This window comes from Actinophytocola sp. KF-1, from assembly GCF_054661535.1.
In genome coordinates, this window is record NZ_BAAFVK010000021.1 from 76,455 (window position 1) to 102,087 (window position 25,633).

General features: G+C 72.6%; 25 protein-coding genes and 1 other RNA gene. 18 read left to right on the forward strand and 8 right to left on the reverse strand.

The window, feature by feature from the left end:
• The first annotated feature begins 38 nt into the window (after positions 1 to 38).
• Positions 39 to 518, forward strand: coding sequence for a hypothetical protein (locus ACYQ77_RS42235; protein WP_459722813.1), 480 nt, complete (start codon positions 39 to 41; stop codon positions 516 to 518).
• A 118-nt stretch (positions 519 to 636) separates the two neighbouring features.
• On the opposite strand, the gene ACYQ77_RS42240 is transcribed toward ACYQ77_RS42235, so the two are convergent.
• Entirely contained in the window at positions 637 to 1,878 is a 1,242-nt protein-coding gene (locus ACYQ77_RS42240; protein ID WP_459722814.1) for a neutral zinc metallopeptidase, read from the reverse strand.
• Positions 1,879 to 1,945: 67 nt separating this feature from the next.
• On the opposite strand from ACYQ77_RS42240, the gene ACYQ77_RS42245 reads away from it, so the two are divergent.
• From ACYQ77_RS42245 to nudC, 4 genes are all read left to right on the forward strand, one after another.
• A complete protein-coding gene (locus ACYQ77_RS42245; RefSeq protein ID WP_459722817.1) occupies positions 1,946 to 3,691 on the forward strand; it encodes a DUF2207 domain-containing protein in 1,746 nt (581 codons plus the stop codon).
• A gap of 185 nt (positions 3,692 to 3,876) precedes the next feature.
• Positions 3,877 to 5,160 (forward strand): M16 family metallopeptidase, encoded by a 1,284-nt coding sequence (locus tag ACYQ77_RS42250; RefSeq protein ID WP_459722819.1) that lies wholly within the window; start codon positions 3,877 to 3,879, stop codon positions 5,158 to 5,160.
• Positions 5,157 to 6,554, forward strand: coding sequence for a M16 family metallopeptidase (locus tag ACYQ77_RS42255; protein ID WP_459722822.1), 1,398 nt, complete (start codon positions 5,157 to 5,159; stop codon positions 6,552 to 6,554). Before ACYQ77_RS42250 ends, ACYQ77_RS42255 begins: the two co-directional genes overlap by 4 nt.
• Positions 6,551 to 7,510 carry an NAD(+) diphosphatase gene (gene nudC / locus ACYQ77_RS42260; RefSeq protein ID WP_459722825.1) on the forward strand — a complete coding sequence of 320 codons (960 nt, stop codon included), beginning with the start codon at positions 6,551 to 6,553 and terminating at the stop codon, positions 7,508 to 7,510. The genes ACYQ77_RS42255 and nudC overlap by 4 nt, the downstream gene beginning before the upstream one ends.
• Here the strand turns inward: nudC and ACYQ77_RS42265 are convergent.
• Entirely contained in the window at positions 7,507 to 7,920 is a 414-nt protein-coding gene (locus ACYQ77_RS42265; protein ID WP_459722828.1) for a hypothetical protein, read from the reverse strand. The two genes, nudC and ACYQ77_RS42265, sit on opposite strands and share 4 nt — an antisense overlap.
• A 12-nt stretch (positions 7,921 to 7,932) precedes the next feature.
• Positions 7,933 to 8,385 (reverse strand): hypothetical protein, encoded by a 453-nt coding sequence (locus tag ACYQ77_RS42270; RefSeq protein ID WP_459722829.1) that lies wholly within the window; start codon positions 8,383 to 8,385, stop codon positions 7,933 to 7,935.
• Positions 8,386 to 8,457: 72 nt separating this feature from the next.
• Here ACYQ77_RS42270 and ACYQ77_RS42275 point away from each other — a divergent pair, with 72 nt between their 5' ends.
• The gene (locus ACYQ77_RS42275) at positions 8,458 to 9,390 is read left to right on the forward strand and encodes a cobalamin biosynthesis protein (RefSeq protein ID WP_459722830.1); all 933 of its coding nucleotides are present in this window, start codon (positions 8,458 to 8,460) and stop codon (positions 9,388 to 9,390) included.
• A gap of 159 nt (positions 9,391 to 9,549) precedes the next feature.
• Here ACYQ77_RS42275 and ACYQ77_RS42280 read toward each other — a convergent pair whose 3' ends face one another.
• The 4 genes from ACYQ77_RS42280 to ACYQ77_RS42295 are packed head-to-tail and all read right to left on the reverse strand — an operon-like array spanning position 9,550 to position 12,262.
• Entirely contained in the window at positions 9,550 to 10,383 is an 834-nt protein-coding gene (locus ACYQ77_RS42280; protein ID WP_459722833.1) for an SURF1 family cytochrome oxidase biogenesis protein, read from the reverse strand.
• Positions 10,384 to 10,392: 9 nt separating this feature from the next.
• On the reverse strand, positions 10,393 to 11,181 hold the full coding sequence (locus ACYQ77_RS42285; protein WP_459722928.1) for a fructosamine kinase family protein: 789 nt from the start codon (positions 11,179 to 11,181) through the stop codon (positions 10,393 to 10,395).
• 32 nt (positions 11,182 to 11,213) lie between these two features.
• The gene (locus ACYQ77_RS42290) at positions 11,214 to 11,684 is read right to left on the reverse strand and encodes a low molecular weight protein-tyrosine-phosphatase (RefSeq protein ID WP_459722836.1); all 471 of its coding nucleotides are present in this window, start codon (positions 11,682 to 11,684) and stop codon (positions 11,214 to 11,216) included.
• A 17-nt stretch (positions 11,685 to 11,701) separates the two neighbouring features.
• On the reverse strand, positions 11,702 to 12,262 hold the full coding sequence (locus tag ACYQ77_RS42295; RefSeq protein ID WP_459722838.1) for a TetR/AcrR family transcriptional regulator: 561 nt from the start codon (positions 12,260 to 12,262) through the stop codon (positions 11,702 to 11,704).
• Positions 12,263 to 12,317: 55 nt separating this feature from the next.
• Between ACYQ77_RS42295 and ACYQ77_RS42300 the strand changes: the two genes are divergently transcribed.
• Both ACYQ77_RS42300 and ACYQ77_RS42305 read left to right on the forward strand, forming a co-directional pair.
• A complete protein-coding gene (locus tag ACYQ77_RS42300) occupies positions 12,318 to 13,040 on the forward strand; it encodes an SDR family oxidoreductase (protein WP_459722840.1) in 723 nt (240 codons plus the stop codon).
• Between the two features lie 78 nt (positions 13,041 to 13,118).
• A complete protein-coding gene (locus tag ACYQ77_RS42305) occupies positions 13,119 to 13,856 on the forward strand; it encodes a carbonic anhydrase (protein WP_459722843.1) in 738 nt (245 codons plus the stop codon).
• On the opposite strand, the gene ACYQ77_RS42310 is transcribed toward ACYQ77_RS42305, so the two are convergent.
• Positions 13,853 to 14,263, reverse strand: coding sequence for a DUF2000 family protein (locus ACYQ77_RS42310; RefSeq protein ID WP_459722844.1), 411 nt, complete (start codon positions 14,261 to 14,263; stop codon positions 13,853 to 13,855). The genes ACYQ77_RS42305 and ACYQ77_RS42310 overlap by 4 nt on opposite strands.
• Before the next feature lie 50 nt (positions 14,264 to 14,313).
• On the opposite strand from ACYQ77_RS42310, the gene ACYQ77_RS42315 reads away from it, so the two are divergent.
• From ACYQ77_RS42315 to ACYQ77_RS42360, 10 genes are all read left to right on the forward strand, one after another.
• Positions 14,314 to 15,090, forward strand: a complete 777-nt coding sequence (locus tag ACYQ77_RS42315; protein ID WP_459722846.1) for a helix-turn-helix transcriptional regulator — start codon at positions 14,314 to 14,316, stop codon at positions 15,088 to 15,090.
• Positions 15,087 to 16,100 carry an Rv2231c family pyridoxal phosphate-dependent protein CobC gene (gene cobC, locus ACYQ77_RS42320; RefSeq protein ID WP_459722847.1) on the forward strand — a complete coding sequence of 338 codons (1,014 nt, stop codon included), beginning with the start codon at positions 15,087 to 15,089 and terminating at the stop codon, positions 16,098 to 16,100. Before ACYQ77_RS42315 ends, cobC begins: the two co-directional genes overlap by 4 nt.
• A complete protein-coding gene (locus tag ACYQ77_RS42325) occupies positions 16,097 to 16,906 on the forward strand; it encodes a Nif3-like dinuclear metal center hexameric protein (protein ID WP_459722850.1) in 810 nt (269 codons plus the stop codon). Before cobC ends, ACYQ77_RS42325 begins: the two co-directional genes overlap by 4 nt.
• Before the next feature lie 18 nt (positions 16,907 to 16,924).
• On the forward strand, positions 16,925 to 17,662 hold the full coding sequence (locus tag ACYQ77_RS42330) for a zinc ribbon domain-containing protein (protein WP_459722851.1): 738 nt from the start codon (positions 16,925 to 16,927) through the stop codon (positions 17,660 to 17,662).
• A 10-nt stretch (positions 17,663 to 17,672) separates the two neighbouring features.
• The gene (locus ACYQ77_RS42335) at positions 17,673 to 18,737 is read left to right on the forward strand and encodes a bifunctional RNase H/acid phosphatase (RefSeq protein ID WP_459722854.1); all 1,065 of its coding nucleotides are present in this window, start codon (positions 17,673 to 17,675) and stop codon (positions 18,735 to 18,737) included.
• Positions 18,738 to 18,795: 58 nt separating this feature from the next.
• Positions 18,796 to 19,176: RNase P RNA component class A (rnpB, locus tag ACYQ77_RS42340), an RNA gene on the forward strand.
• A gap of 475 nt (positions 19,177 to 19,651) precedes the next feature.
• Positions 19,652 to 19,924: a hypothetical protein gene (locus tag ACYQ77_RS42345; RefSeq protein WP_459722856.1), complete on the forward strand. Its 273-nt coding sequence runs from the start codon at positions 19,652 to 19,654 to the stop codon at positions 19,922 to 19,924.
• A 13-nt stretch (positions 19,925 to 19,937) separates the two neighbouring features.
• Positions 19,938 to 20,483: a hypothetical protein gene (locus ACYQ77_RS42350; protein ID WP_459722858.1), complete on the forward strand. Its 546-nt coding sequence runs from the start codon at positions 19,938 to 19,940 to the stop codon at positions 20,481 to 20,483.
• A gap of 142 nt (positions 20,484 to 20,625) precedes the next feature.
• Positions 20,626 to 23,496: an ATP-binding protein gene (locus ACYQ77_RS42355; protein ID WP_459722861.1), complete on the forward strand. Its 2,871-nt coding sequence runs from the start codon at positions 20,626 to 20,628 to the stop codon at positions 23,494 to 23,496.
• Between the two features lie 76 nt (positions 23,497 to 23,572).
• Positions 23,573 to 25,633: a magnesium transporter gene (locus ACYQ77_RS42360; RefSeq protein ID WP_459722864.1), complete on the forward strand. Its 2,061-nt coding sequence runs from the start codon at positions 23,573 to 23,575 to the stop codon at positions 25,631 to 25,633.

A 25,633-nucleotide genomic window follows, 5' to 3' on the forward strand; every position in this document is an offset into this window, starting at 1 on the left:
CTGTCGGCCGGCGGGGAGCCGTCTGGGACGATCTGCGCGTGCGGATCTGGGGCGTGCTCATCCCGCTCGGCTACCTGCGGTGGGCGGCGGCGGGCACGGCGGTCGTGGTGCTCGGCGTGCTGGTCGCCGCGCTGGTCGGCACGGTCGGTGTGTTCGACGCGTCCCCGGAGGACCAGGGGCAGAAGACCCGCGCATCCGTGGTCGCCGGCGTGCCCTGCAGCCGTGCCGGGGCCCTGGAGACGGTGACGTTCACGGCGGGCGGCAAGGAACACCGCGCCCGGTTCGACGGTTGTGGTCACGTCAAGGGGGAGCCGGTCGACGTCACCGTGCCGACCGGTCCGCTCACGGGTGACGTGGTGGTGCACGCCGCGGACGCCGCGGTGGGCGACAGCAAGGACGGCGAAGGACTCGGCCTGTTGCTGGTCGTGGTGAGCGGGATGGCAGGCGCGGCCTACGCGTTCCTCCTGCGCCGAGGCCCACGCACCACCCAACTCCCCGCCACCCTCCGCCTCACCTGACGACTCGCGAGTCGCGCTCTCGCGCACACCGAGTTGCCGGTTTCGTGCACATCACGACCTGCACGAAACTGCCAACTCGATGTGCGTGCGAGCGTGACTCGCGGTGTTCGGGCGGCGGTCAGCTGACGTCTTCCGGTGGGGACAGCCAGGTGTTGCACTGGTAGGTGCGGTTGAGCTGCGCGCCTTGTTCCCACCACGCGATGGCGTGCTCGTCGCTGCCGTGGTCGCGGGGTGCGCCCGGGTTGTGGTCGCCGCGGTCCTGGGTGGTGCGGGCCTCGGTGAGGATGTTGTCGTCCACCGAGCCGCGGCCGTACGTGGCGGCGAGGAACATGCCGGAGAAACACTGTGCCTGCAACTCGAACCGGCGGGACAGCTCCAGGCCGGCCTCCGTGTCGGCGCCCGCGTTGTACCTGGCGTCCCAGTAGGTGTCCATGACACCGCTCATCGCCTGCACGTGGTGCCCGTACTCGTGCGCGAGCACCGCCAGGTACACACCCGGCCGCGCGCCGTACATCTCCGTCTGCAGCCCGGCGAACGGCATGTACAGCGTGTTGTCGTAGCTGCAGTAGAACGCCGCGACCGCGCCGTTGCCCGCGGACACGTCACCGCACGGGCTCGACCACTCGGTGCCCTGCGGGAACGCGATGCCCGGCGTGAAGAACGGCAGGCCCTGGTACTCCATGACGGGCTGCCACGCCGCGTCCAGGCACGGCAGCGCGCTCGTGAAGAACGCCTCCGCGCCAGCGGGGCTGGTCTCCCAGCGGGTCAGGTTGCACGTCACGGCCGGGGTGCCGACGTCGCCTGCGAACAACGGGTTGTCCTCCAGCGCGTACACCGGCTGCGGACCCGCCTGCGTGGTCTCCGTCGGGGTGTCCTGCGTGGACTCCTCGGTCGTGGTGGTCGGCTCGGCGGTGGTCGTGGTCGTCTCGTACGTGGTGGTCGTCGTGGTCGTGGTCGACGTGGCGGTCGGGTCGTCGCCGTAGCCGGTGTCGGCGACGCTGTCCCCCTTGTCGTTCATGGCGATCACGCCGACCATCGCGACCACACCCAGCAGCACGATCACGAGCATCGTGCCGACGAGAGCGGCGGTGTTCGACTTCCTGCGGGGCTGCAGCAGGTGCTGGTGACCCGGGTACTGCAGCCACGGCGGGGTCGGCGGCCGCGGTGGGTACATGCCGGGCGGCGGGTACTGGGGGTACTGCGGCGCCTGGTACGGCCCGGTGGGGAATCGCGGTGGCACCGGGTACGGCCGCGTCGGCGGGTGCGGTGGCGGGGGGACGTAACCGGGCGGCAGGGGCCTCGCCTGGGGTGGCGGCAGCGGTCCCATCGGGCGCCACGGACCCTGCGGCGGCTGCGTCATCCCCGTCTCCCCCTACTTGTCTCAGACAGCGGGTGAGCATATGGGCACTCGACTATCCTCCGCAGGCGTGTTGGCGAAGTGGGGGATTCCCGCGGCGGCGTTGGCCGCGTGCGCGCTGGTAGGGCTGGCTCATCCGGCGGGGGCGGAGGAGCCGACCGTGCCGGTGGTGCCGTCGCCGCCGTCGTCGGTACCCACGCTGAAGTGGCCGGGACAGCCGCTCCCGACGGGCGACTTCGACGATCTGAACCCCACCAAGCCGTCCGGCCCCGCCGACGAGGACAAGCCGCCGACCGGCCCGCGCCCGCTGCTCCCGGAGAGCGTCAACATCGCGTTGAAGGTGGAGCGCGATGGCAGCCTGTCGGTCACCGAGCAGGTCTTCGTGCGGGCGCGCAAGACGATGACGCGGCGCGCGCCGCTGCGCATCCAGGCCGGTGACGACCGCGACCGCGTGTTCTCGGTCCGGGACGTGAAGGTCACCGGCAACGCCAAGACCGAGGTGACCGGGGACCGGTTCGTCATGGCACTCGGCGAGGGCGCCAGCACCGTCACGTACAAGGTGGACGGTGCGGTCACCGACGTCGCCGGGCACCAGGAGGTGCGCTGGCAGGTCGCGAGCGGCTGGGACACCGAGGTGCGGCTGCTGCGTGCCTCCTTCATCGCACCCGCGCGGCCGGAGGCGGTGGTGTGCCTGGCAGGGGCGTTCGGCACCGACTCGCCATGCGGGTCGGCGCTCGCGGACTCGTCGCAGGTTTTGCGTGTGGTGCAAGAAGCTCTGCCCGCAGGCGAGCGGGTCGACCTGACCGTGAACCTGCCCGCGGGGACGGTCGGGGCCAACGCCCGGTTCGACGACATCGGCACGGCGGGCGCGTTCGCGCTCACCACCGCGAGCGGCGTCGGTCTCGGCGCGCTGGTGCTGCTGCTGATCGGCGGCTTCGTGCTGTTGTGGCTGGCCAGGGGGCGCGACGCGCGTGCGCTCGCGGGGGACGTCGCGCCGGTGGAGCTGCTGATGACCGGGGACGGCGGCCGGGTCGCGTTCGCCTCGCCGGACGGGGTGCTGCCCGGGCAGGTCGGCACGGTCGTCGACGAGCGGGTGGACGTCGCGGACGTGACGGCCACCGTGGTCGACCTGGCCGTGCGCAACTACCTGTCGGTGCGGGAGACCGGGCCGTCGGAGTGGGTGCTGGTGCGGCGCAACCCGCCGGACGCGGCGCTCACCGACTACGAAAGAGCCGTCTACCGGCAGGTCCTGGGGGACGTCCCGGAGGTGTCCGTCGCGGCGCTCCGCGTCGACCTGGGCGCGGTCCGCGAGGCCATGTACACCGACGTCGTGAAGCGGGAGTGGTTCGCGCGCAGGCCGGACCACGACCGGTCGCTGTGGTCGCTGGTCGGCGTGCTGCTCGCGGTGGGCGGCATCGTCGCGACCGTCGTGCTGGCGCTGACGGTCGGGCACGCCCTCCTCGGGCTCGAGCTCGTGGTCGGCGGCCTCGGTCTCGCGCTCGGCGCGCGGATGATGCCCGCGCGGACCAGGCGCGGGTCCGTGCTGGTGCAGCAGATCCGCGGGCTGCTGAACTACCTGCGCACCACCGAGGCCGGCGCGATCCCCGCCGCCGACCGGGAGATGGTGCTGTCGCGGTCGCTGCCGTACGCGGTGGTGCTCGGCGAGGTCGACGGGTGGGTGCGCCGGTTCGCCGACCTCGACGCCGCCGCGGACGGGACACCCGGCATCTACTGGTACGAGACGGACGCGCCCGCCGAGTTCCCCGCCCGGTTCGCCGCGTTCCTGCTCGCGCTCGACGCGGCGCTGGGCCGGTGACCGCCCCGGGTTCGCCAGGAGCGTACGCCGTCGTCCGAGCGGCCCGCAGATGCACGTCACGGGCGGTTCGCGGGCACGGGTGACGACCGACGAGGCGGGCCAGGCGGCGCTCACCGGCTCCGCTGAGTGATCAACTCGGGACGAGTCGGACGCCGAGTGTCGGTGCTTGCACGTAGGCTTCGGGCATGCCAGGAAATGAGCTGACCCGGTTCACGCTTCCCAACGGACTGCGCGTGGTGCTCGCCCCGGACCCGACCGCGCCGGTGGTGGGTGTCAGCGTGCACTACGACGTGGGGTTCCGCTCCGAGCCGGAGGGCCGCACGGGCTTCGCGCACCTGTTCGAGCACCTCATGTTCCAGGGCAGCGAGAGCCTGGAGAAGCTCGCCCACTTCCGGCACATCCAGTCCTCGGGCGGCACGTTCAACGGCTCCACCCACCCGGACTACACGGACTACTTCGAGGTGCTGCCGTCCGCGGGGCTGGAGCGGGCGCTGTTCCTCGAGGCCGACCGCATGCGGGCGCCCAAGATCACCGAGGAGAACCTGCGCAACCAGGTCGACGTGGTCAAGGAAGAGATCCGCCTGAACGTGCTGAACCGGCCGTACGGCGGGTTCCCGTGGATCCTGCTGCCGCCGGTGCTGTACTCGACGTTCCCGAACGCCCACAACGGTTACGGCGACTTCACCGAGCTGGAGTCGGCGAACCTGGACGACTGCGCGCAGTTCTTCGACACCTACTACGCGCCCGCCAACGCGGTGCTGACGGTCGCCGGGGACCTCGACGTCGCGCGCACCCGTGAGCTGATCGAGAAGCACTTCGGCGACGTGCCCGCGCGCCCGGCGCCGGACCGGCCGTCGTTCGGCGAGCCGCCGCCCGCGGGCCAGCTGGAGGCCGAGCACGTCGACCCGCACGCGCCGCTGCCCGCGCTCGCCATCGGCTACCGCATGCCCGACCCGATCGCCGAGCTGGACGGCTACCTCGCCAACCTCGTGCTCGCCTCGGTGCTCGCGGAGGGTGACGGGTCGCGGCTGCAGCAGCGCCTGGTGCTGCGCGAGCCGCTGGTCACCGACATCAACGCGGCCTGCGGCCTGTTCGGCCCGTTCGAGGCACGCGACCCGGACACGTTCACGATCACCGCGGTGCACTCGCCGGAGGTCGCGCAGGCCAGGGTGCTCGCGGCCGTCGACGAGGAGCTGGAGCGGCTCGCCACCACCGCGCCGTCCGACCAGGAGCTGGCGAAGGTGACCGCCCGCTGGGTCGCGGGCCTGCACCGCGAGCACGACCGGCTGGTGTCGCGCACGCTCGCGCTCGGCTCGTTCGAGCTGCTCTACGGCGACCCCGGGCTCGTCTACCAGCTCACCGACCGGCTGTCGGCGGTCACGCCGGAGGCCGTGTCCGCCGCCGCCAAGACGTTGCGCCCCGACTCGCGCGCGGTCCTGACCGTGTCGCCCGCAGGAGGAGAGAAGTGACCAGTATCGATGCCGCCTCCGCGGGAGGTAGTACGTCGGCGGGTTTCCGTACCGCCGCCGAGATCGGCCGCACCGAGCTGGGGCCGCGACCGCTGCCGGAGCTCGGCGAGCAGCGTTCGGCCACCGGCCTCGAGTCCGTCGACACGGTGCTGGACAACGGGTTGCGGGTCGTCGCGGTGCACCAGCCGACCGTGCCGATGGCCGAGGTGCGGCTGCGGATCCCGTTCGCGGGCACCGACCGGCGGCACGCGGCGATCGCCGAGGTGCTGGCGGCCACGATCCTCACCGGCACACAGCGGCGCGACCGCGTCGCCATGGACACCGACCTCGCGCTCGTCGGCGGCGAGCTGGGTGCCGGGGTCGACCCGGAGCGGCTCGCGATCGGCGGCAACGCGCTCGCGAGCGGCCTCGACACGTTGCTGGACGTGCTGGCCGACGCGCTGACCGGCGCCGCGTACCGGGACGAGGAGGTCGAGGGCGAGCGCGCCCGGCTGGTCGAGCGGATCGCGGTCGCCCGGTCGCAGCCCAGCGTGATCGCGCGCGAGGCGCTGCAGCGGCACCGCTACGGCGACCACCCGTTCACCCGCGAGACGCCGGAGGCGGCGGACGTCGCGACCGTCACCGCGGACGAGGTGCGGGCCATGCACCGCGCGTCGGTGCTGCCGCGTGGTTCGGTGCTGGTGTTCGTCGGGGACGTCGAGCCGGACACGGTGGTCGCGAAGATCGGCGCCGCGCTGTCGGGGTGGTCGTCGGACGCGAGCGCCGTCGAGCTGCCCGAGCTGCCGGACGTGGTGGGCGGCGACGTGCTGTTCGTGCCGCGGCCGGGTGCGGTGCAGTCGCAGCTGCGGCTGTCGGCGCAGGCCGTCCCGCGCACCGACCCGCGGTACGCGGCGCTGCAGCTCGCGAACCTGGCCTACGGCGGGTTCTTCTCCTCCCGGCTCGTCGAGAACATCCGCGAGGACAAGGGCTACACCTACCACGCCCGGTCGTCGTTCGAGTTCACCGTGCGCGGCGCGACGCTGCTGATCGACGCGGACACGGCGAGCGAGGTCACCGCGCCCGCGCTGCTCGAGATGCGCTACGAGCTGGGCAGGCTCGGTGTGGTGCCGCCGACCGAGGAGGAGGTCGAGACGGTCCGCCAGTACGCGATCGGGTCGCTGTTGATCTCGACCGCGTCGCAGACCGGGCTCGCGTCGCAGCTGGCCGCGCTGGCGCCGCTCGGGCTGGGCACCGACTGGCTGGTCGCGCACCCGCAGCGGCTGGCGCAGGTCACGGCCGAGGAGATCGCGGAGGCGGCGCGGGAGTTCTTCTCGCCCACCAGGTTCACCGGTGTGGTGGTCGGTGACGCGGCACAGTTCTCCGCACTGCGTTCCCTGGGTGGCGTGGTCGAGTGACCGTTCCGTTCCAGCTCGCCGAGGTGCCCCGGCTCTCGCGGTCCACTGTGGACCGCAACGAGCCGGTGCGCACCGACCCGGAGCGCCTGGCGAAGCTGTGGGAGACCGGCCGGGTGATCGTCGTCGACCGCAAGGGCCGCACCCCGGTCCGCGCGGGCGCGACCGAACTCGCGCCGCGGCCGACCTTCGGTGAGCTGCCGCCGGACGCGATGCTGCTCGGCGAGGCGGACGGCGTCGGCTACTGGGCGATGCGCACCGACGAGGAACTGCAGGAGGGGGTGCCGTCGCCGGACTCGGCGTGGGGCCTGTGGGCAGGCGCGTCGAAGGACGGCGAGGAGTGGCACGACTTACGCACCACGGGCGCGTTGCTGTCCGACACGGCGGCGGGCCTGTTCACGACGGCGGTCGCGCTGCTGAGCTGGCACGCGAAGGCCCGGTTCTGCGCCAACTGCGGCACCGCGGTGGAGCGGAGGAACGCGGGCTGGGCCACGCACTGCCCGAACTGCGGCCGTGAGGAGTACCCGCGCACGGACCCGGCGGTGATCTGCCTGGTGCACGACGGGGTGGGGGTCAACGGTTCGCACGTGCTGCTGGCGCGGCAGCCGATCTGGCCGCCGGGCCGGTTCTCGGTGCTGGCCGGCTTCGTGGAGGCGGGCGAGTCGCTCGAGGCGTGCGTCGCGCGGGAGATCGCGGAGGAGGTCGGCGTCGTGGTGTCGGACATCCGGTACCTGGGCAGCCAGCCGTGGCCGTTCCCGCGTTCGATCATGGTCGGCTTCGCGGCGGCCGCCGAGGGCACCGTGCCGTTGCACCCGGCGGACGGCGAGATCGAGTTCGCGCAGTGGGTGTCGCGGGCGACCGTGCGCGAGGCGCTGGCGACGGAGCTGCCTGACCTGAAGCTGCCCGGCCCGACCTCGATCGCCTACCAGATGATCAAGGGCTGGGCGCTCGCCGACTAGAACCAGAGGATGAACCCGGCGTCGGTCATGATCACGACGTAGAACAGGAACACCCGCAGCGGCATGGGCAGGTGCGCTGGCAGGTCGCTCGTGGCGCCGAACGCGCTCAGGCGGCACGTGCCGAGGACCTGCCCGCCGTGGTGCAGCTCCCACCTCGGCGGCAACCGCTTGGTCCGGCGCAGGTACAGCTCGTGCCCGGGGGCGCTGGCGAGCACCTCGCCGCGTCCGGTCCGGTAGGCGAACGCCGCGGTCCCGGTCGGCCCTTCCAGCCAGAACCGGCCCTTGTCCTCGTGGGTGAGCCGGTAGGGGACGCCGTCGATGGCGCACGGCGTCTGGAAGAAGGTCGTGAAGGACGTGACGTGACGGCCGTCTTCGGAGATCAGGTAGGTGACCCCGCCCTGCCGTGCCATGACGAGCACGAGCTACCCCGCTGCCGCGGCGTTCGCCGCGTGTTCGAACTGCACCAGGACGATGTAGAAGGCGAACACGCCGACCGGGTGCGGCACGTCCGCGGGCATCTCCGCGACGAAGGTGCGGCCGAACACCCCTTCGTGGCGGATGGTGCCGCGTGCCGAGCCGCGCTGGTGGATCTCCCAGGCGGACCGCCACAGCGACGGCCGGATCAGCTTCAGGTTCCCGGTGTTCGCGCTGACCGTCCACTCGCGACCGGTGGCGCGGTCGGCGGTCGCGACGCGACGGTCCGGGCCGTGCAGCACGAACCGCCGCCTGCCGTCGCGTTCGACGCGGTACTCGACGCCGTCCAGGGTGAACACGCACCCCTCCTTGCGCGTGCCGCCGAGGGTGGTGACGGCGACGTCGGCGGAGGTGATCTCGTACTCGCGGCGGAAGAACCCCCGCCTGCGGGCTCGCAACATGCCTGACATTGAACCAGCGGCGCTGCGCTACGGTGTCGTTCGCACGGGACAGGGGTGAATCGGTTGGTCAGTGTGGCGCGTGCGGTGGGGCTGCTGCTGGGGGTGGCCGCGGACGGTGCGTTCGGCGACCCGCGCAGACGGCACCCGGTGGCGGGGTTCGGCAAGGTCGCGGAGCGGGTCGAGAAGGCGCTCTACCGCGACGACAAGCTCGTGGGGGTCGCGCACGCGGCCGTGCTGAGCGGCGGCGTCGTGGCGCTGGGCGTCGCGATCGAACGGGCGGGCAGGCGCAGCCCGGTGCTGCGGACACTCACGACGGCGGCGGCGACGTGGGTGGTGCTCGGCGGCCGCTCACTCGCCGTGCAGGGCGCGGCGATCGGCCGTGAACTGGACGCGGGCGACCTGGCCGCGGCCCGTGACCGGCTCCCGCACCTGTGCGGCCGCGACCCGAGCACCCTCGACGCGGAAGGACTCGCGCGGGCGGCGGTCGAGTCGGTGGCGGAGAACACGTCGGACGCGGTGGTGGCGCCGCTGTTCTGGGGCGCGGTGGGCGGTGTGCCGGCGCTGCTGGGCTACCGCGCGGTGAACACCCTGGACGCCATGGTCGGCTACCGCTCACCGAGGTACCGCAGGTTCGGCTGGGCGTCGGCCCGCCTGGACGACGTGCTGAACCTGCTCCCGGCTCGCATGGCGGCGGCGCTGACGGTGGTCGGCGCCCCGGTGGTCGGCGGCTCGTGGCGTGGCGCGTGGCAGGCGTGGCACCGCGACGCGGCCGCGCACCCGAGCCCGAACGCGGGCCCGGTGGAGGCGGCGTTCGCCGGCGCGCTGGAGGTCCGCCTCGGTGGGCGCACCGTGTACCGCCACGGCGTGGAGGAACGCCCCATCCTGGGCGAAGGCCGTGTCCCGGACTCGGGGCACGTCACGCGCGCGGTCGAACTGTCCCGCGTGGTGGGCAGCCTGACGGCGGCGATCACGGCACTGATCGCCGTGCTCCGCAGCCGCCGCTGAGTTGTCCACAGCCCACCCGGTTATCCACAATTCCGGCTCGCGCCCTGGAATTGTCGGTGGTCACCGGTAGACTGGCATGGCGGGTGGCCCCCGGGATCGGGTGGGGGTTGCCATCGCGCGCGCGAGCGGGTGCGCCGACCCGGGTCGGAGGCGTTTCGGTCAGTTGAGGGCGGCGCGTTCGCGGGCTTCTTCCTCCGCGATCTGTTGCGCCACCGACACGCGGCGTGGACGGTCCGCCTTCGGCGCCGCCAGGACGCCGCCCGGTTTGATCTCGCGCCACGTGAAGTACAGCCACGCCAGCAGGGCCATCGTGCCGAAGGCGATCCACTGCAGCGCGTACGACAGGAACGGCCCGGCGTCGAGGTCCGGCAGCGGCAGGGCGCCCAGCACGCCGGGAGCGCCCTCCTCCAACTGCAGGTAGCCGGGGCGGAGGTCCAGGCCGGTGGCCCGTGCCACGACGCCCGAACCGACCGCGTACACCTGCGGCCGCCCGCCCTCGGACTCAGCGCGGCGGTCGCGGGGGTCGCGCTCGTCGGCGCGGATGCGGGCCGTCAGGGTGACCTCGCCGGACGGCGGGGCCGCGTAGCGGGGCACCGTCACCGACTTGGTGCCCTGCACGGGCCGCACGTAGCCGCGGTCGACCACCACGATCGAGCCGTCGGTCATGCGGAACGGGGTGAGCACCTCGAACGCGGGCTGGCCGAGCACGGTGCGGAGCCGGGCGACGACCTCCTCGTCGGCCAGGTACTCGCCGGTGACCCGGACCGTGCGCCACTCGGTGCTCGCGTCGGGGCGCTGACCCGCGGGGAGCAGGGAGTTCAGCTCGGCGGGGTCGGAGTTCGCGGCGTGGTTGATGGCGTCGTTGGTCGTGGACCGCTCCTCGTGGCGGTCGAACTGCCACGGGGCGAGCAGCGTGAAGCAGACGCCGGCGAAGATCAGCACCAGCGCCGTCAGTGCCAGCCATCCCGGGCGTAGCAGCAACCGCAACCGCACACACCCATGCTAGAGACCGCCCAGCACCGCCCTGGCCGCCGCCACCGCCTGGGCCCCGTAGCCGCCGCCGAACAGCACGGTGTGCACCAGCAGCGGGAACAGCTGGTGCAGGGGAATCCGGGCGCGCCACCCCTCGGCGAGCGGGCCGGCCCCGTCGTACGCGGCGACGATCCGGTCCAGGTGGGGGCACCCGAACAGGTGCAGCATGGCGAGGTCGGTCTCGCGGTGGCCGCCGTGCGCCGCCGGGTCGATCAGCCACACGTGGCCGTCGGCGCCCCACAGGACGTTGCCGCTCCACAGGTCGCCGTGCAGCCGGGCGGGTGGCTCGGCGGGACCGGCCAGCTCGCCGATCCGCTCGCACACCGCCTCGATCGGACCGGGGTCGTGGAGCACGCCCTGGTCGACCGCGTCCCGCAGGTACGGCAGGACGCGGTGCGCCGCGTACCACTCCGGCCAGGCCGGTCCCGGCACGTTCCGCATCGGTGCGAGACCGATCCACCCGTCGACGGGGCCGCCGGGTGGTGCGTCACCGAACGCGGACGCGCCCGTGCGGTGCAGCGCGGCGAGCTCATGCCCGAACGCCTCGGCGGCGGCGACGCTCGGCGACCCGACCGTGACGGCCTCGATGACCAGCCATTCCTCGTCGTGGGCGAGCACGTGCGGGCACCGGAGACCGCCAGCGGCGAGCCACCGCAGTCCCGCCGCCTCGGCCGCGACACCGCGGGGGCGGTCGTGCCGCTTCGCGACGACCTCGGCGCCGTCCGCGAGGCGCAGCCGGTACGCGCCGCCCAGCGGCATCGTCGCGGCGACCGGCTGCCCGAGCAGCGCGGTCAGTCGAGGTTCGCGCGGATCCACTCGACCAGTCCCGGCATCGCGGCTTCCACCAGCCCGAGCACCTCGACGAACCCGGCGAAGTCGCCGTAGTACGGGTCCGGCACGTCCGGCTCGGTGGCGCGCGGGTCGAACGAGCGGAACATCACGAGCCGCTCGTCGGTGTCGCCCTGGTGCTTGAGGAGGTCCCGCAGCGCGGCCTCGTGCCCGGCGTCCATGGCGAGCAGCAGGTCGGCGGACAGGTGGTCCTCGTTCACCTGCGCGGCGACGTGGTTCGTGGGGTAGCCGTGCTCGGCCAGCACCCGTTGCGCTCGCGGGTCGGCGGGCTCACCGACGTGCCACGGGCCGATGCCCGCGCTCGACACCCGCACCCGGTCGGCGAGGCCGGCCCGGCGCAGGTGCTCGGTCAGGACCAGCGCCGCGATCGGCGAGCGGCAGATGTTGCCGGAGCAGACGAAGCACACGTGCACGCACCGAGTCTGCCCGATCACCGCCACGCGGCGAGTGCCACGTCCGCCAGTGCGGTCAGTTCCTCCTCGGTGGCGCCGTCACGGGCCTGGACCGACATGCCCTGGATCATGGCGCCGAAGAAGCGGGCCATGGTGTGCGGTTCGGCGGAGCCCGCACGGCGCAGGTAGTCCTCGATCAGCGACAACGTCCGCGCGCGGTGGGCGGCCGTCGCCTCCTCGATCGACGTCAGGTCGGGGGAGAGGGTCAGCGCCGCGGTCGAGATCATGCAGCCCGCCGGCCGGCCCGGCTGGGTGAACTCGCGGGCGGCCGCCACCAGGAACGCGCGGACGGCGTCCTTGGACGGTGGTTCGGTGAGCTCCGCCGCCGGTCGTGCGCCCGGGCCCGCCCGGTAGTGGTCCAGGCAGGCCTCGTACAGGCCCTCCTTCGAGCCGAACGCGTTGTAGATGCTCGGCGGCGTCAGCCCGGTCGCCGCCTGCAGCCTGCCCAGGCTCGCGCCTTCGTACCCGTGCCGCCAGAACACGGTCATCGCCTTGTCGAGCACTTCTCCCAGTTCGAAAGAACGGGGTCGACCTTTCATAGCGATTACTATACTATTCGACTTCAGTAGCGATCACTACAAAAAGGAGATGGTCATGAAGGCGCTGGTCACGGGGGCTTCGCGGGGTATCGGGCGGGCGATCGCGGTCGGGCTCGCGGAGGACGGGGCGGAGGTCGTCGGCATCCACTACGCCGCGAACCGCGCCGCGGCGACGCAGACCGCGGACCTGGTCGCCGCGGCGGGCGCGAAGCCGGTGCTGATCGAGGCGCCGCTGGACGTCGACGGGATCGCCGGGGCGCGCCGCGTCGCCGCCGAGTGGGAGGGCGACGTCGACGTGCTCGTCAACAACGCGGGCATCGACGCGAGGCAGCCGTTCGGCGAGATCGACGACGAGGGTTACCGGCGGATCATCGAGATCAACCTGACCGCGCCGCTGTTCCTCATGCAGGAGCTCGCGGCCCGGCTGCGCGACGGCGGCCGGATCGTCAACATCACCACCGGCTACACGCGGATCGCCGCGCCGACCCACCCCGCCTACGCCGCGGCCAAGGCCGGGGTGAACAACCTCGGGCTCGCGCTCGCGCCGGTGTTCGGGCCGCGCGGGATCACGGTCAACGCCGTCATGCCCGGGATCATCGACACCGACATGAACGCGGGCTGGCTGGCCGAGGGGCGCGCCGCGGCGGCCGCGTACTCGGTGTTCGACCGGGTCGGCACGCCGGACGACGTCGCCAGGGTGGTCCGGTTCCTCGCCTCCGACGCGGGCCGCTGGGTGACCGGTCAGGTGATCGACGCGACCGGCGGCTCGGCACTGTGAACGGGTTCACATCCCAGTATGTGCGGTAGCTCCCACTCGTCCGGATGTCACTCGAACGAGTGGTAATAACCTCGCTGAGTGACCAACACTGATGGCGCCGGGCTGTCCCGGCGCACCTTGTTCGGCGTGACCGCGGGGGCGGCGGCAGCTGCCGCGCTCGCGACGGGCGCCACCCCGGCGGCCGCCACCCCAGGCCGCCGGACCACGGATCCGAAGGCCACGCCGCTCACCGCGGAGCAGGCGTGGCGCAAGCTGGTGGCGGGCAACAACCGCTTCGTCGCCGGCGAGCAGAGGCACCCGCACGAGTCCCTCGAGTGGCGTGCGTCGCTGGTGAACGGGCAGCACCCGTTCGCGGTAATCCTCGGCTGTGCCGACTCCCGCGTGTCACCGGAGCTGGTGTTCGACGAGGGGCTCGGCGACCTGTTCGTCATCCGCGCCGCGGGCGAGGTGCTCGACACCGCGGTCATCGGCAGCATCGAGTACGCCATCGAGCACCTGTCGGTGCCGCTGGTCGTCGTGCTCGGGCACGAGAGCTGCGGCGCGGTCGGCGCGACCATCGACGTCGTCCAGCACGGCACCGAGGTGGCGGGGGACATCTCGACGCTGGTCCGCTCGATCGAGCCCGCGGTTCGGGCGACCCCGCCGAACCCGGACCCGGCCGCGTTCCTCGCGGCGTGCGTGGCCGAGCAGGCCCGCCGCGCCGCGAAGTACCTGCAGGAGCGGTCGAACATCATCAGCGACGCCGTGGCGCACCACGGCGTCAAGGTCGTCTCGGCGACCTACGAGCTGGACACCGGCAAGGTCACCCGGCTCTAGGGGTGCATGCGCGCGCCCTTGACCACCTTGTCGACGGCGTTGCGCGGCCCGTGCACGGCCAGTCCCACGAGGTCGAGCCGGTCTCGTGGGACGGCCCGCACCGCCGCCCGGTTGTCCTCGTCGTTGCCGGTGGCGAACAGCCCGGCGGTGAACACGGCCGTCGGCAGGCCACGGGACACCGCGCGGCCGTGCGCGGCGGTCAGCACCTGCGCCGACGCCTCGAACACGAGCACGGGCTGGCCGAACATCGCGAGGTACTTGGTGCCGTCGGCGTCCTCGTAGGGTTCGCCGATCAGTTCGGGGACGGCGGCCGCGACCCCGCTGACCAGGAAGGCACACACGTTCAGCCGCTGCCAGGCCGGCAGGTCGTCGCGCACGACCACGGCGATCTTGGTGGAGAAGCTCACCGCGCCACGATCCGCCGCCGGACCGCCCCGGGTCTTGTACGTTCCTAACCATGGGCCCCGAGATCACGGCGTGGCGCCCGAACGTGCCCGGCATCCACGAGGTGTTCCACGCGCGGTTCACCACCCACGCGTACCCCTCGCACACGCACGACGCCTGGACGTTGCTGATCGTCGACGACGGCGTGGTGCGCTACGACCTGGACCGCCACGAGCACGGCGCGCTCCGCGACCAGGTCACGCTGTTGCCGCCCGGTGTCCCGCACGACGGCCGGTCCGTGCGGCCGGAGGGGTTCCGCAAACGCGTCCTCTACCTGGCGAGCGACACCCTGACCGGGGTCGGCGCGGCCGTCGACCACCCGTCGCTCGCCGACCCGCTGCTGCGGACGCGGATCCACCAGCTGCACCAGTCGCTGCGGAGCGAGGACCTGGAGGCGCAGAGCCGCTTCGCGCTGATCCGCGACCGGCTGCGGCAGCACCTGAACGGCACCGGCGTGCCGCCGCCGGTGCGGGCGACGACCGCGCACCGGCTGCGTGAGCTGCTGGACGCGCACCTGCCGGACACCCCGACGCTGGACGAGGCCGCCGCGACGCTGGACGTGCACCCGGTGTCGCTGGTGCGGGCGTTCAGCCGCGAGTTCGGCATCCCGCCGCACCGGTACGTCACCGGTCGCCGCCTGGAGCTGGCGCGTCGTCACCTGCTCGCCGGGCACCCGCCCGCGGCGGCGGCGACCATGGCGGGGTTCTACGACCAGGCACACCTGACGCGGCACTTCACCAAGCTCCTCGGCGTGGGCCCCGCCAAGTACCGCCTAGGATCGCGCGCATGACTGACCTGCGGCATCACGGCGACGTGGACGCGGAGCCGGGCCTGCAGGACTTCGCCGTGAACGTCCGCGGCACGGCCCCGCCGCCGTGGCTGCGCGACCGGCTCGTGGCCGCGCTGGACCGGCTCGGCACGTACCCGTCCGCGGCCGACGACCGCCGGGCGCGCGACGCCGTCGCGCGCCGCCACCGCCGCGACCCGGACGAGGTGCTGATCCTCAACGGCGCCGCGGAGGGTTTCGCGCTGCTCCCGGCACTGCGGCCGAGGCTGGCCGCCCTGCTGCACCCGTCGTTCACCGAACCCGAGGTGGCGCTGCGGGACGCGGACGTGCCCGTCCACCACGTCGTCGACGGTGCCGTCCCGGACGCGGCCGACCTGGTCGTCGTCGGCAACCCCAACAACCCGACGTCCGAGCTGCGGCCCGCCGCCGAGATCGCGCGGCTCGCCCGCCCCGGCCGCGTGCTGGTGGTCGACGAGGCGTTCATGGACGCGGTGCCCGGCGAACGCGAGTCCCTCGCGGGCGACGCGGACCTGCCGGGGCTGCTGGTCCTGCGCAGCCTCACCAAGACGTGGGCGCTGCCCGGACTGCGTGCCGGGTACGCGCTCGGCGCGCCGGACCTGCTGGCGCGGCTGGGAAAGCACCGCCCGCACTGGCCCGTCGGCACGCTCGCGCTCGAGGCCGTCACCGCGTGCGCGGAGCCGCACGCGGTCGCCGAGGCCGAGCGCGCCGCCAGCGAACTGGCGGCACACCGCGGCTGGCTGACCGCCGAGTTGAACCGTCTGCCCGGTGTGCACGTGTACGAACCGGCTGCCGCGCCATTCCTGCTGCTACGGGTGCGCGACGGCGAACGGGTCCGCGCCGGGCTGCGGGATCGGGGGATCGCGGTCCGGCGCGGCGACACCTTTCCCGGGCTGACCGCCGACCACCTGCGCGTGGCGGTGCGCGAACCGGCCCGCTGCCACGACCTGTTGACCGCGCTCGCGGAACTCACCCAGGAGGTACTGGCGAAGTGACGACCGTCGGTGACGTCGTCGAGGTGCTCGAGGCCGCCTACCCGCCCGAGCTGGCCGAGTCGTGGGACGCGGTCGGGCTCGTGTGCGGCGACCCGGCCGAACGGGTGGACCGCGTGCTGGTCTGCGTCGACCCCGTGGCGTCCACAGTGGACGAAGCGCTGGCGATGGAGGCCGGGCTGGTGGTCGCGCACCACCCGCTGCTGCTGCGCGGCGTGCACGGGGTGCCCGCCGGCACGCCGAAGGGCGGCATCGTGCACCGGCTGATCCGCGGCGGCGCCGGGCTGTACTGCGCGCACACGAACGCGGACGCGGCGAGCCCCGGCGTCTCCGACGCGCTCGCCGAGGCGCTCGGGCTCACCGTCGTCGGCCCGCTCACGCCCGGGGAGGACGGGGTGACCGGCATCGGCCGGATCTGCGAGCTGCCCGAGGCCGAACCGTTCGGCGCGTTCGTCGAGCGGGTCGCGGCGGCCCTCCCGGCCACCGCGGCCGGGGTGCGCGGCGCGGGCGACCCGAACCGTCCCATCAGGACAGTCGCGGTGTCCGGCGGCGCGGGCGACTCCTACCTCGGGTCCGTCACGCGGCTGGGCGTCGACGCCTACGTGACCGCTGACCTGCGGCATCACCCCGCGAGCGAGCACGCGGCCGTCGCGGGGGCGCCCGCGCTCGTCGACGTCGCGCACTGGGCCAGCGAGTGGCCGTGGTGCGAACAGGCGGCGGCGATCCTGCGCGACGCCTTCGGCGGTAACGTCGACATCCACGTGTCCACTCTTCGCACCGACCCCTGGACCGTCGCGGCGGCCAGGTAGTACCCGGAGGTTCCCAGGGTGAAAGCCGATCCCGCAGTGCAGCGCCGACTTCTCGAGCTGGCCGACGTCGACGCCGAGCTGGCCAGGATCGACCACCGGCGCAGGACGCTGCCCGAGCTCGCGGAGATCGCCGAGGCCGAGAAGGCCGTGCAGGCGCGCAGGGACGCCAAGGTCGCGAACGAGACCGCCCTCGGCGACCTCGACCGCGAGGTGAAGCGGCAGGAGAAGGAGATCGACGCGGTGCGGGCCCGCGAGGACCGCGACCGCGCGCTGCTGGCGGGCGGCACCGTCAACGCCAAGCAGATGACCGACCTCGAGCACGAGCTGAACACGTTGGAGCGCAGGCAGGCCACGCTCGAGGACGAGCTGCTCGAGCTGATGGAGCGGCGCGAGGCGGTCGAGGCCGACGGGCAGCACGCCGCGGTCGAGCTGGCGAAGGCCGAGGAGGTGCTCGCGGACGCGGCCGGCAGGCGCGACCACGCGCTCGCCGACCTCGAGACCGCGTGGGCGCGGCGGTCCGAGGACCGGGCGAAGCTGGTGCCGCAGTTCCCGGAGCCGCTGCTCGCGATGTACGAGCGGGTGCGGTCCAGCAAGGGGATCGGGGCGGCGCTGCTGCGGGCCCGGCGGTGCGGCGCGTGCCGGATCGAGCTGGACCGCAGCGCCATCTCCCGCATCTCCGGCACCGCCGCCGACGAGGTCGTGACGTGCGACGAGTGCGGCGCGATCATGGTGCGCACGGCGGAATCGGGCCTGTGAAGGTCAGCGCATGAGGGTGACGGTCGAGGCCGACGGCGGCTCGCGGGGCAACCCGGGACCGGCCGGCTACGGCGCGGTGGTGTTCGCCGAGGGCGGGGACGTGCTCGCCGAGCGGGCCGAGAGCATCGGGATCGCGACCAACAACGTCGCCGAGTACCAGGGCCTGATCGCCGGGCTCTCCGCCGCGCGGGAGCTGGGGGCGACCGAGGTCGCGGTCCGGATGGACTCGAAGCTGGTCGTCGAGCAGATGTCCGGCAATTGGCAGATCAAGAACGCCGCGCTGAAACCCCTCGCGGCGGCGGCGCACGAGGTGGCGGCGGCGTTCGAGACGGTGACGTACACGTGGATCCCGCGCGCCCAGAACGCGCACGCGGACCGGCTCGCGAACGAGGCGATGGACGGCAAGCCGTCCCGCTCCGAGCAGCCCGCGCCCATGGACACCGCCGCGCCCGCGCGCTGGACCGGCGCGACGGGCACACCGACCCGGTTCCTCCTGCTGCGGCACGGGCAGACAGAACTGTCGGGGGAGCGCCGCTACTCCGGCCGGGGTGACGTGCCGCTGACCGACGTGGGGCAGCGGCAGGCGAAGGCGGCGGCCGCGCGCCTCGCGCAGCTGGACTTCGCGGCGGTCGTGTCGTCGCCACTGTCCAGGGCGACGCAGACGGCCGAGGCGATCGGCCGTCCCGTGGAGGTCCACGAGGGGCTCATCGAGACCGACTTCGGCGCGTGGGAACGGCTCACGTTCATGGAGGCGGCGGCCAGGGACCCGGAGCTGCACCGCCGCTGGCTGGGCGACCCGGGGGTGGCGCCGCCGGACGGGGAGAGCTTCGACTCCGTGCTCGCCCGCGTGCGCGCGGCCCGCGACGACCTCGTCCAGCGGTACGCGGGGGAGACCGTCGTGGTGGTCAGCCACGTCACCCCGATCAAGTCGCTGCTGCGGCTCGGGCTGGACGTCGGCCCGTCGCTGCTGTTCCGCCTGCACCTGGACCTGGCGTCGCTCTCGGTCGTGGAGTGGTATCCGGACGGTAACGCTTCGGTACGCCTCGTGAACGACACCTCGCACCTGACCGTGTAGCGAGTGCCGGACCACCGGCACTCAAGATCCACTTCGGTATTACCCTGGGTGGTGCGGACGAGTCGGCAGGGCGGTCGCGGCGGGTGGAAGCCCGTCGAGGAAAGTCCGGACTCCGAAGGGCAGGGTGGTTGCTAACGGCAACCCGGGGCGACCCGCGGGACAGTGCCACAGAAAGCAAACCGCCTGGTGTGACCAGGTAAGGGTGAAAGGGTGGTGTAAGAGACCACCAGCACCCCGGGTGACCGGGGTGGCTAGGTAAACCCCACCCGGAGCAAGGCCAAGAGGGAGCCCCAGGGCTCCTGCGCAGGCGTTCGAGGGCGGCCCGCCCGAGCCTGCGGGTAGGCCGCTAGAGCCTGCCGGCGACGGCAGGTCCAGATGGATGACCGCCCACCGGCCGCGAGGCCGGGGACAGGATCCGGCTTACATGCCGGCTCGTCCGCCCAGATGAGCGCGCACAGCACGCTGTGTGCGGCTTTTGGATCACGATCGTCCGGCCCGGAAAAGGATGGCCGATTGTGCATGAGTGACAGATATTGCGCCGAACGGCCCAACGTGCAAGGGCGGTGTGGCGAACACGCCTCTCCTTGTTCCGCTAGGCCGATCGAGTTAACGCAGGCCAGCGGGAGCGGGTTGACCCCGCTCCCACCACACCTACAGTTATGTGTCTCCGTCGCAGGCGGGTGAAGATCCGCGCAGATTGGTCCGGACGAGTGGTGGATGCGACTTACCAGGCCTTCGAGCCGCATCATGTGTGTGGTCAGATGGCACGTCCGAGAGCGCCGAGGAGAATGCGAGTGCAGGAAATGTGGATCTACGGAGCGCGGCCCCGCCACTACACATCGTGATCCGGGCGTGCTCTACTCGTCTACGAACGCACAACAGCGGGACGCTCCGCGCACACGGGAGTCAACAACATGATCGCCATGACCACCCTCGAGCTCGCCCAGGAAACCGGTGGTTTGGGCACGACAAACGTCCGCGACTGGATCCTCAACAACATCATCCCGTTGCTGCTGCTCGTGGTGGCCCTCCTCCTGCTGTGGCTCGGCGGTGGCAAGGGTGACAACGCGGGCGTCATGCGCCGCCTGGGCGGAGTGATCGTCGCACTGGCCATCATCGGGTTGGCGGTGACCACGGACGCCGGCAAGAACATCGGCACGTGGATCGCCGGCCTCTTCACGGGCTGAGCAGAGGGCAGCAGTGCGCATACGTACCGACGACGAGGTTTACCGCGTCGACGCCGTCTGGCTCGGGCCCCCGCGGGCGACGATGCCGTGGCGGGCCCGCTATGTGGCGTGGGGCGTCGGTGTCTTCGTCTTCCTGATCGTCCTGACCGTGGAACGCCGCCTCGGCATCGACCTGTTCTGGTCGATCGCGTGGGGCATCGTCGTCACGATCCTCCTGACCAGGATGATCACCTCGAAGATCAGCCACGAGCGGCCGCTGTCCGCGGTCGCCGCGATGTGGCTGCGTGAGCTGACCGCCCCGCGTGAGGCAACCGCGGGGGAGGGTGGCGCCGTCAGTGCCACGAGGGTGCGGGTGAACGCGAGCAGGCCGCGCAAGCAGGCGCCGCGGGCGAAACGGCCGAGGACCGCGAAGCCCGTGAAGCCCTCGAAGGCCGAACGCAACCGGGCGCGGGCGGACCGGGCCCGCGCCAAGGCCAGGCAGCGGCGCGGCCCGAGGCAGCAGCAGACGAAACGCGGGAGGAGTGGCGGTGTTCGCACGCCGACGCAACCGGGCGCCTGAGGCGCACGCTCCGTACCCGCCGATGGCACCGGCCACCGGGATGCCCCCCGTCCGGCGTCAGCAACCACAGCAGCAACAGCTCCACCGGGGCCGGCACGCGGCACCGGAGCACGACCTGCCCGACCCACCCATGGCGAGACAGGTGAGACAACAGCCGGCGCAGTACCGACCCGCCGCCGACAGCAAGCGCAACCGACGTCTCCCAGGGGAGCAGTCCATTCCCACGTACACCCCGTCGATCGCCGCACGGAGCATCGACGGCCACCTGCTACGCAACGGCACCGACGTGTTCGCGTGGTACCGGCTCGCGCCCCAGCGCTGGTCGTTCCGCTCGGACTCGCAGCGCCAGGACCTCATCGCGGCCATCGCGGGCCAGTACGCCGAGCTGCACGGCCGGTGGCTGCACCTGCGCGTCACGACCCGGCCGTACCCGATCCGCATGTGGGCCGAGGCGCACGTGCACAACGCGGTCAACCGCCTGCCCGACGCGCCGGGCGCGCTGTCCTTCGACGACTACCTGATCGGTGAGCAGCAGCAGCTGCTCGGCCGGTCGATGGCGGAGAAGGAGGTGTACCTGGGCGTCCAGGTGCAGACCCGCAACATGGTCGACCGCGCGGTCGAGCGTGCCGCGCCGCTGCTGCGGAAGATCTTCCCGGCCGCGGTGGACGCCGAGCTGCTCGCCATCGACTCCGAGGTGGAGCACCTGGACCAGGTGATCGGCTCCGCGGGCCTCGAGGGCCGTCCGGTGACGGCCGAGGAGATGTCCTGGCTGATGCACCGGTCGTGCTCGCTGGGCCTGCCCGCCCCGCGCAACCTGCCCGCGGTGCCGGGCGCGGCGTGGGAGCCGGAGGACCTGGCGTCGTTCACCGACGCGGCCGACTTCCACCAGGAGCCGTACTCGCCGACCGTCACCGTGCGTGGCCGCACCGGCTCGAACGCCGGCATGACGCGGCACGTGGCCGTGCTGACCGTCGGCCAGATGCACGGGCTGCAGATCCCCGAGATCGACGACCCGTGGGTGCAGCACTCGGACCGGCTCGCCGCCTCGGTGGAGTGGTCCGCGCGCATCTACGTGCGCCGGCCCGAGGAGGTGTCGGGTGAGCTGCAGCGGCAGATGAACAAGGTCCGCTCGCAGGTCCGGCACTACACCGACGAGCACGAGCTGGAACCGCCGCAGTCGCTGGCCCGGCAGGCGTCGCGGGTGCTGGAGATCGACGACGAGATGACGTCGGGCTTCACCGCGCTCGCCACCCGGGTGCGGTCGTGGTGGCGGCTCGCCGTGTCCGGGCCGACCGAGCGGGACGCGCTCCGGCTCGCGCAGCAGGTGCTGGAGCTGTACAAGCCGAAGGTGGCCATCGAGCACCCGGAGGCGCAGTACGCGCTCGCCCGCGAGTTCATCCCGGGCGAGCCGCTCGCGTCGTCGGCGTACATGCGGCGCGGCTCGGTCGTGTGGGCGGCGGCCGCCGTCCCGACCGCGACGGCCGAGGTCGGCGACCGGCGGGGCATCCTGCTCGGCGAGACCGTGACGGCGACCCGGCGCCCGGTGGCGTGGGACCCGTGGATGGCGCAGGAGATCCGCGACGGGTCCGGCCTGACCGCGATGGTCGCCGGGCTCGGTGGCGGCAAGTCGTTCCTGGGCGGCGGCATCGTCTACAAGACGCTGCGGGCCGGCGCGCACTGGACGATCCTCGACCCGTCCGGCCCGTTGACGAAGCTGTGCGACCTGCCGGAGCTGCGGCCCTACGCGCGGCCGATCAACCTGCTGAACGCGCAGCCCGGCATCCTCAACCCGTACCGGGTGGTGGCGGAGCCGCAGTTCGAGCACTTCGTCGAGGAGGACGACCCGGAGCGGGCGTGGCGCCGGGAGAAGGCGCTCGCCGCCGCGACCCGCCGCCGTCTCGCGCTGGACGTGCTGACCGGCCTCCTCCCGTACGACATCGCCCGCATGCCGCAGACCCGGATCGTGCTGCTGCGCGCGGTCCGCATGGTCGGCGGCCGCCCCGACGCCGACCCGAGCCAGGTGTTCGACGCGCTGCGGCGGGACGCGTCGGAGCACCACGAGCACGCGGTCGTGGTGGCGGACTTCCTGGACGAGATGCGGGAGCGGATGTCGCTGCTCATCCCGGAGAAGGACGCCGACCCGTACAACGAGACCCGCGACGACCGGCTGACCGTGATGACCATGGCCGGGCTGACCCTGCCGAAGGACGGGGTCGGCCGCGAGCACTGGACCGACGCCGAGTCGCTCGGCGTGGAGATGCTGAACCTGGCGGCGTGGCTGACGCAGCGGTCGATCTACGAGCGGCCGAAGGACACCCGCAAGGGCGTGTGGATCGACGAGGCGTTCTTCCTGTCGGAGGTGCCGACCGGTCGCGTGCTGATGAACCGGTTCGCCCGTGACTCCCGCAAGTGGAACGTCCGCGTGCTGCTGTCGTCGCAGATCCCGGCGGACTTCCTGCGCATCCAGGGTTTCGTGGCGCTGCTGGACTCGGTGTTCGTCGGCCGTCTCGACGACGACCAGGCGCAGGAGGACGCGCTGCGGCTGCTGAAGGTGCCGGTCGGCGCCGGGTACGAGCAGGTCGTGGCGTCGCTGGGCCGCCGCCCCGGCGGGCACCGCGACACCGTCCGCGACACCGCGCCGCGCCAGTTCATCTTCGCCGACGGCGCCGGGGGCGTGGAACGGATCCGCATCGACCTGTCCGGCCCGCACCTCGACCACCTGCGCGCCGCCATGGACACCACCCCGGACGCGCTGCGCGACGCGGCGCCGGGCGCGGTCCTGCCCGCCGACTCGCACGCCCCGGAAATCCCCGGCGACGAGGAGGCACCACCCCGCGACGGCACGGTCGACGACGAGGACCGCTACTCGGACGAGGAGTTCGAACTCGAGGCGGAGTTCGAACTGGGCCTCACCGACGACGACCCCAACACGGACGTGGACCCGGCCGGCCCGCCGGACGGGTCCGGCAACGGAAAGAAAGCAGGTAAACGCGGACGGGTCGATGCCGCATGACTGACGACGGCGGCCATCGGCGCGCGAGCATTCACCCACCCCGGGGCTCGGCCGGGGCCGGCGAAGGCGGCGCAGCATGATCACGTTCCTGGTGGCGATCGCCGCCGTGCTGTACCTCACGGCACGGCGGCGCAAAAGACGCGGTACTCCCGACCCGGCCAGGCGTAGGGGCCGGGTTGCTTCTCTCGCGATAGTCGCGGGCATCCTCGGGATGCAGGCGATCGTCGGATCGCCCGCCATGGCACAGCCGGAGGACACCAGCTGTGCCCCGTTCCCGGAACGCCCGGGCGCGGGCATGGTCGGCGCGATCGACCCCTCTCAGGGCAACGGTGAGGCGGGCGGCCCGTACACCAACGAGAAGTACCCGAACAGCCCGTACCTGGACCACGGCTACGCCGGCATGGTGTGGCACGTCTACGACCCGAACTGCAACCAGCCGATCTCGATCAGCGACCCCAGCGTCACGATCGACACCTGGCTGGGCAACGAGCTGTTCAACCTCGGCAAGAACATCGTCGGCGCCACCAACTCGCTGCACTACACGCTCTACAACGGCGGTGTGCTCGGCGGGTTGAACCAGCAGATCGGCGCGGCCGCGAACGCCATCTTCGACAACATCTACATGCAGCTGTTCAGCATCTTCATGCTGGTGCTGGCGGTGATGATGTTCCGCCAGATCTGGCGCGGCGATCTCGCGACGGTGTCGAAACGCGGTCTGTTCGCCCTCGGTGGCATGTGGCTGGCGGCGTCCACGCTGGTGCTGGTGAACAACTACGACGCCGTGGACCGGTTGATCGTGGAGACCACCACCGGCATCCAGAACGGGTTCCAGAACCCGGAGGACGACCGGATCCAGCGGGACGTGCTGCCCACGGAGCTGCACACCAGGATCGTCTACGAGAACTGGCTGCGCGGTGAGTTCGGTCAGCCGAACGCGCCACAGGCCGAGGAGTTCGGCCGTCGCCTCCTCGACGCGCAGGCGTGGAAGTGGGAGGACCTCGCGAACGGCAACGACGCGAACGACCAGGCCGAAGCCGCCAAGCGGGCCGACTACCAGAAGATCTACAGTGAGCTGGGGTCCGCGCAGGGCTACTTCGACGGCTCCGAAGGCAGCCGGACGGGCTCGGGGTTCCTGGCGTTCTTCCAGTCGCTCGTCTACTCGTTGTTCCAGTTCCTCGCGAAGCTCGCCGTGTTGCTGGCACAACTGCTGCTCCGCGTGTTCACGCTCGCCGCGCCGGTGATCGGGCTCGTGGCGCTCGTCCACCACGACATCCTGCGCAAGGTGGGGCGCGCGGTCGGTGCGGTCGTGCTGAACGTGCTGATCCTGGCCATGCTGGCCGGCATCCACTTCAAGTTCCTGCAGCTGATCTTCGGGCCGGACGTCGAGCTGTCGATGCTGGTGCAGATGCTGCTCGCGGGCATCGTGACGGTCGTGTTCCTACTGGTCGGCCGGCCGATGAAGCGGATGTGGCAGATGGTGGAGCTGTCCGTCGGCGCGGTCGGCGCCTCTGTGCCGACCGCGAGCCGGGGTGGCATCTTCTCCCGGTTCCGCCGCCGCAAGGGTGACGCGGAGCGCGGGCCGCAGGACGAGTTCTGGGACAACCTGCGTGACGAGGAGCTGGCCGGCGACACCGTGACCACCACGCGTCCGGCCGGGCGCAGGCCGCGGCCGGAGGCGGCGGGCCCCGTCATGGCGACCGCCGAGCGGCTCGACACGCGGCGGCAGCCGATCGGGACCGGTGCGCTCGGGCTGCCGCCCGCACGCGGGGACGGCGACGCCGTGCTCATGCCGAGCGGCCCCGGCGGGCGGAACGATCCGGCCGGTGCGTTGCCGCCGCGGCGCAGCCGGGTCGTCGACACGAGCCCGGTGTACGACCGGGAGTACGGCGAGGACGCGATGGTCGTCCCGTCGCAGGTCACGTCGGTGCGGAACGAGGGACGGCTGGAGGCGCCGCCGGTCGCGGCGCCCCGGAACAACCCGAGGGCCGCGGACGTCGAGATGGTCGCCGGCCGTCCGGTGCACGTCGTGTACCGGCCGTCGCGGGGGCTGGAGGTGCGGGAGCCCGCACCGCGCCGCGAACCACGGCGGATGCCGCTGCGTGAGGGACCGCGCGACACCGACGCGGTGGTGAGGTGA

What these genes read in the sequence shown, in the direction of transcription:
- ACYQ77_RS42240 (WP_459722814.1), bottom strand. Translation starts at nt 1,878, where the DNA reads ATGACGCAGCCGCCGCAGGGTCCGTGGCGCCCGATGGGACCGCTGCCG.
- ACYQ77_RS42250 (WP_459722819.1), top strand. Translation starts at nt 3,877, where the DNA reads ATGCCAGGAAATGAGCTGACCCGGTTCACGCTTCCCAACGGACTGCGC.
- ACYQ77_RS42265 (WP_459722828.1), bottom strand. Translation starts at nt 7,920, where the DNA reads ATGGCACGGCAGGGCGGGGTCACCTACCTGATCTCCGAAGACGGCCGT.
- ACYQ77_RS42270 (WP_459722829.1), bottom strand. Translation starts at nt 8,385, where the DNA reads ATGTTGCGAGCCCGCAGGCGGGGGTTCTTCCGCCGCGAGTACGAGATC.
- ACYQ77_RS42285 (WP_459722928.1), bottom strand. Translation starts at nt 11,181, where the DNA reads ATGCCGCTGGGCGGCGCGTACCGGCTGCGCCTCGCGGACGGCGCCGAG.
- ACYQ77_RS42295 (WP_459722838.1), bottom strand. Translation starts at nt 12,262, where the DNA reads ATGAAAGGTCGACCCCGTTCTTTCGAACTGGGAGAAGTGCTCGACAAG.
- ACYQ77_RS42300 (WP_459722840.1), top strand. Translation starts at nt 12,318, where the DNA reads ATGAAGGCGCTGGTCACGGGGGCTTCGCGGGGTATCGGGCGGGCGATC.
- ACYQ77_RS42315 (WP_459722846.1), top strand. Translation starts at nt 14,314, where the DNA reads ATGGGCCCCGAGATCACGGCGTGGCGCCCGAACGTGCCCGGCATCCAC.
- cobC (WP_459722847.1), top strand. Translation starts at nt 15,087, where the DNA reads ATGACTGACCTGCGGCATCACGGCGACGTGGACGCGGAGCCGGGCCTG.
- ACYQ77_RS42335 (WP_459722854.1), top strand. Translation starts at nt 17,673, where the DNA reads ATGAGGGTGACGGTCGAGGCCGACGGCGGCTCGCGGGGCAACCCGGGA.
- ACYQ77_RS42345 (WP_459722856.1), top strand. Translation starts at nt 19,652, where the DNA reads ATGATCGCCATGACCACCCTCGAGCTCGCCCAGGAAACCGGTGGTTTG.
- ACYQ77_RS42360 (WP_459722864.1), top strand. Translation starts at nt 23,573, where the DNA reads ATGATCACGTTCCTGGTGGCGATCGCCGCCGTGCTGTACCTCACGGCA.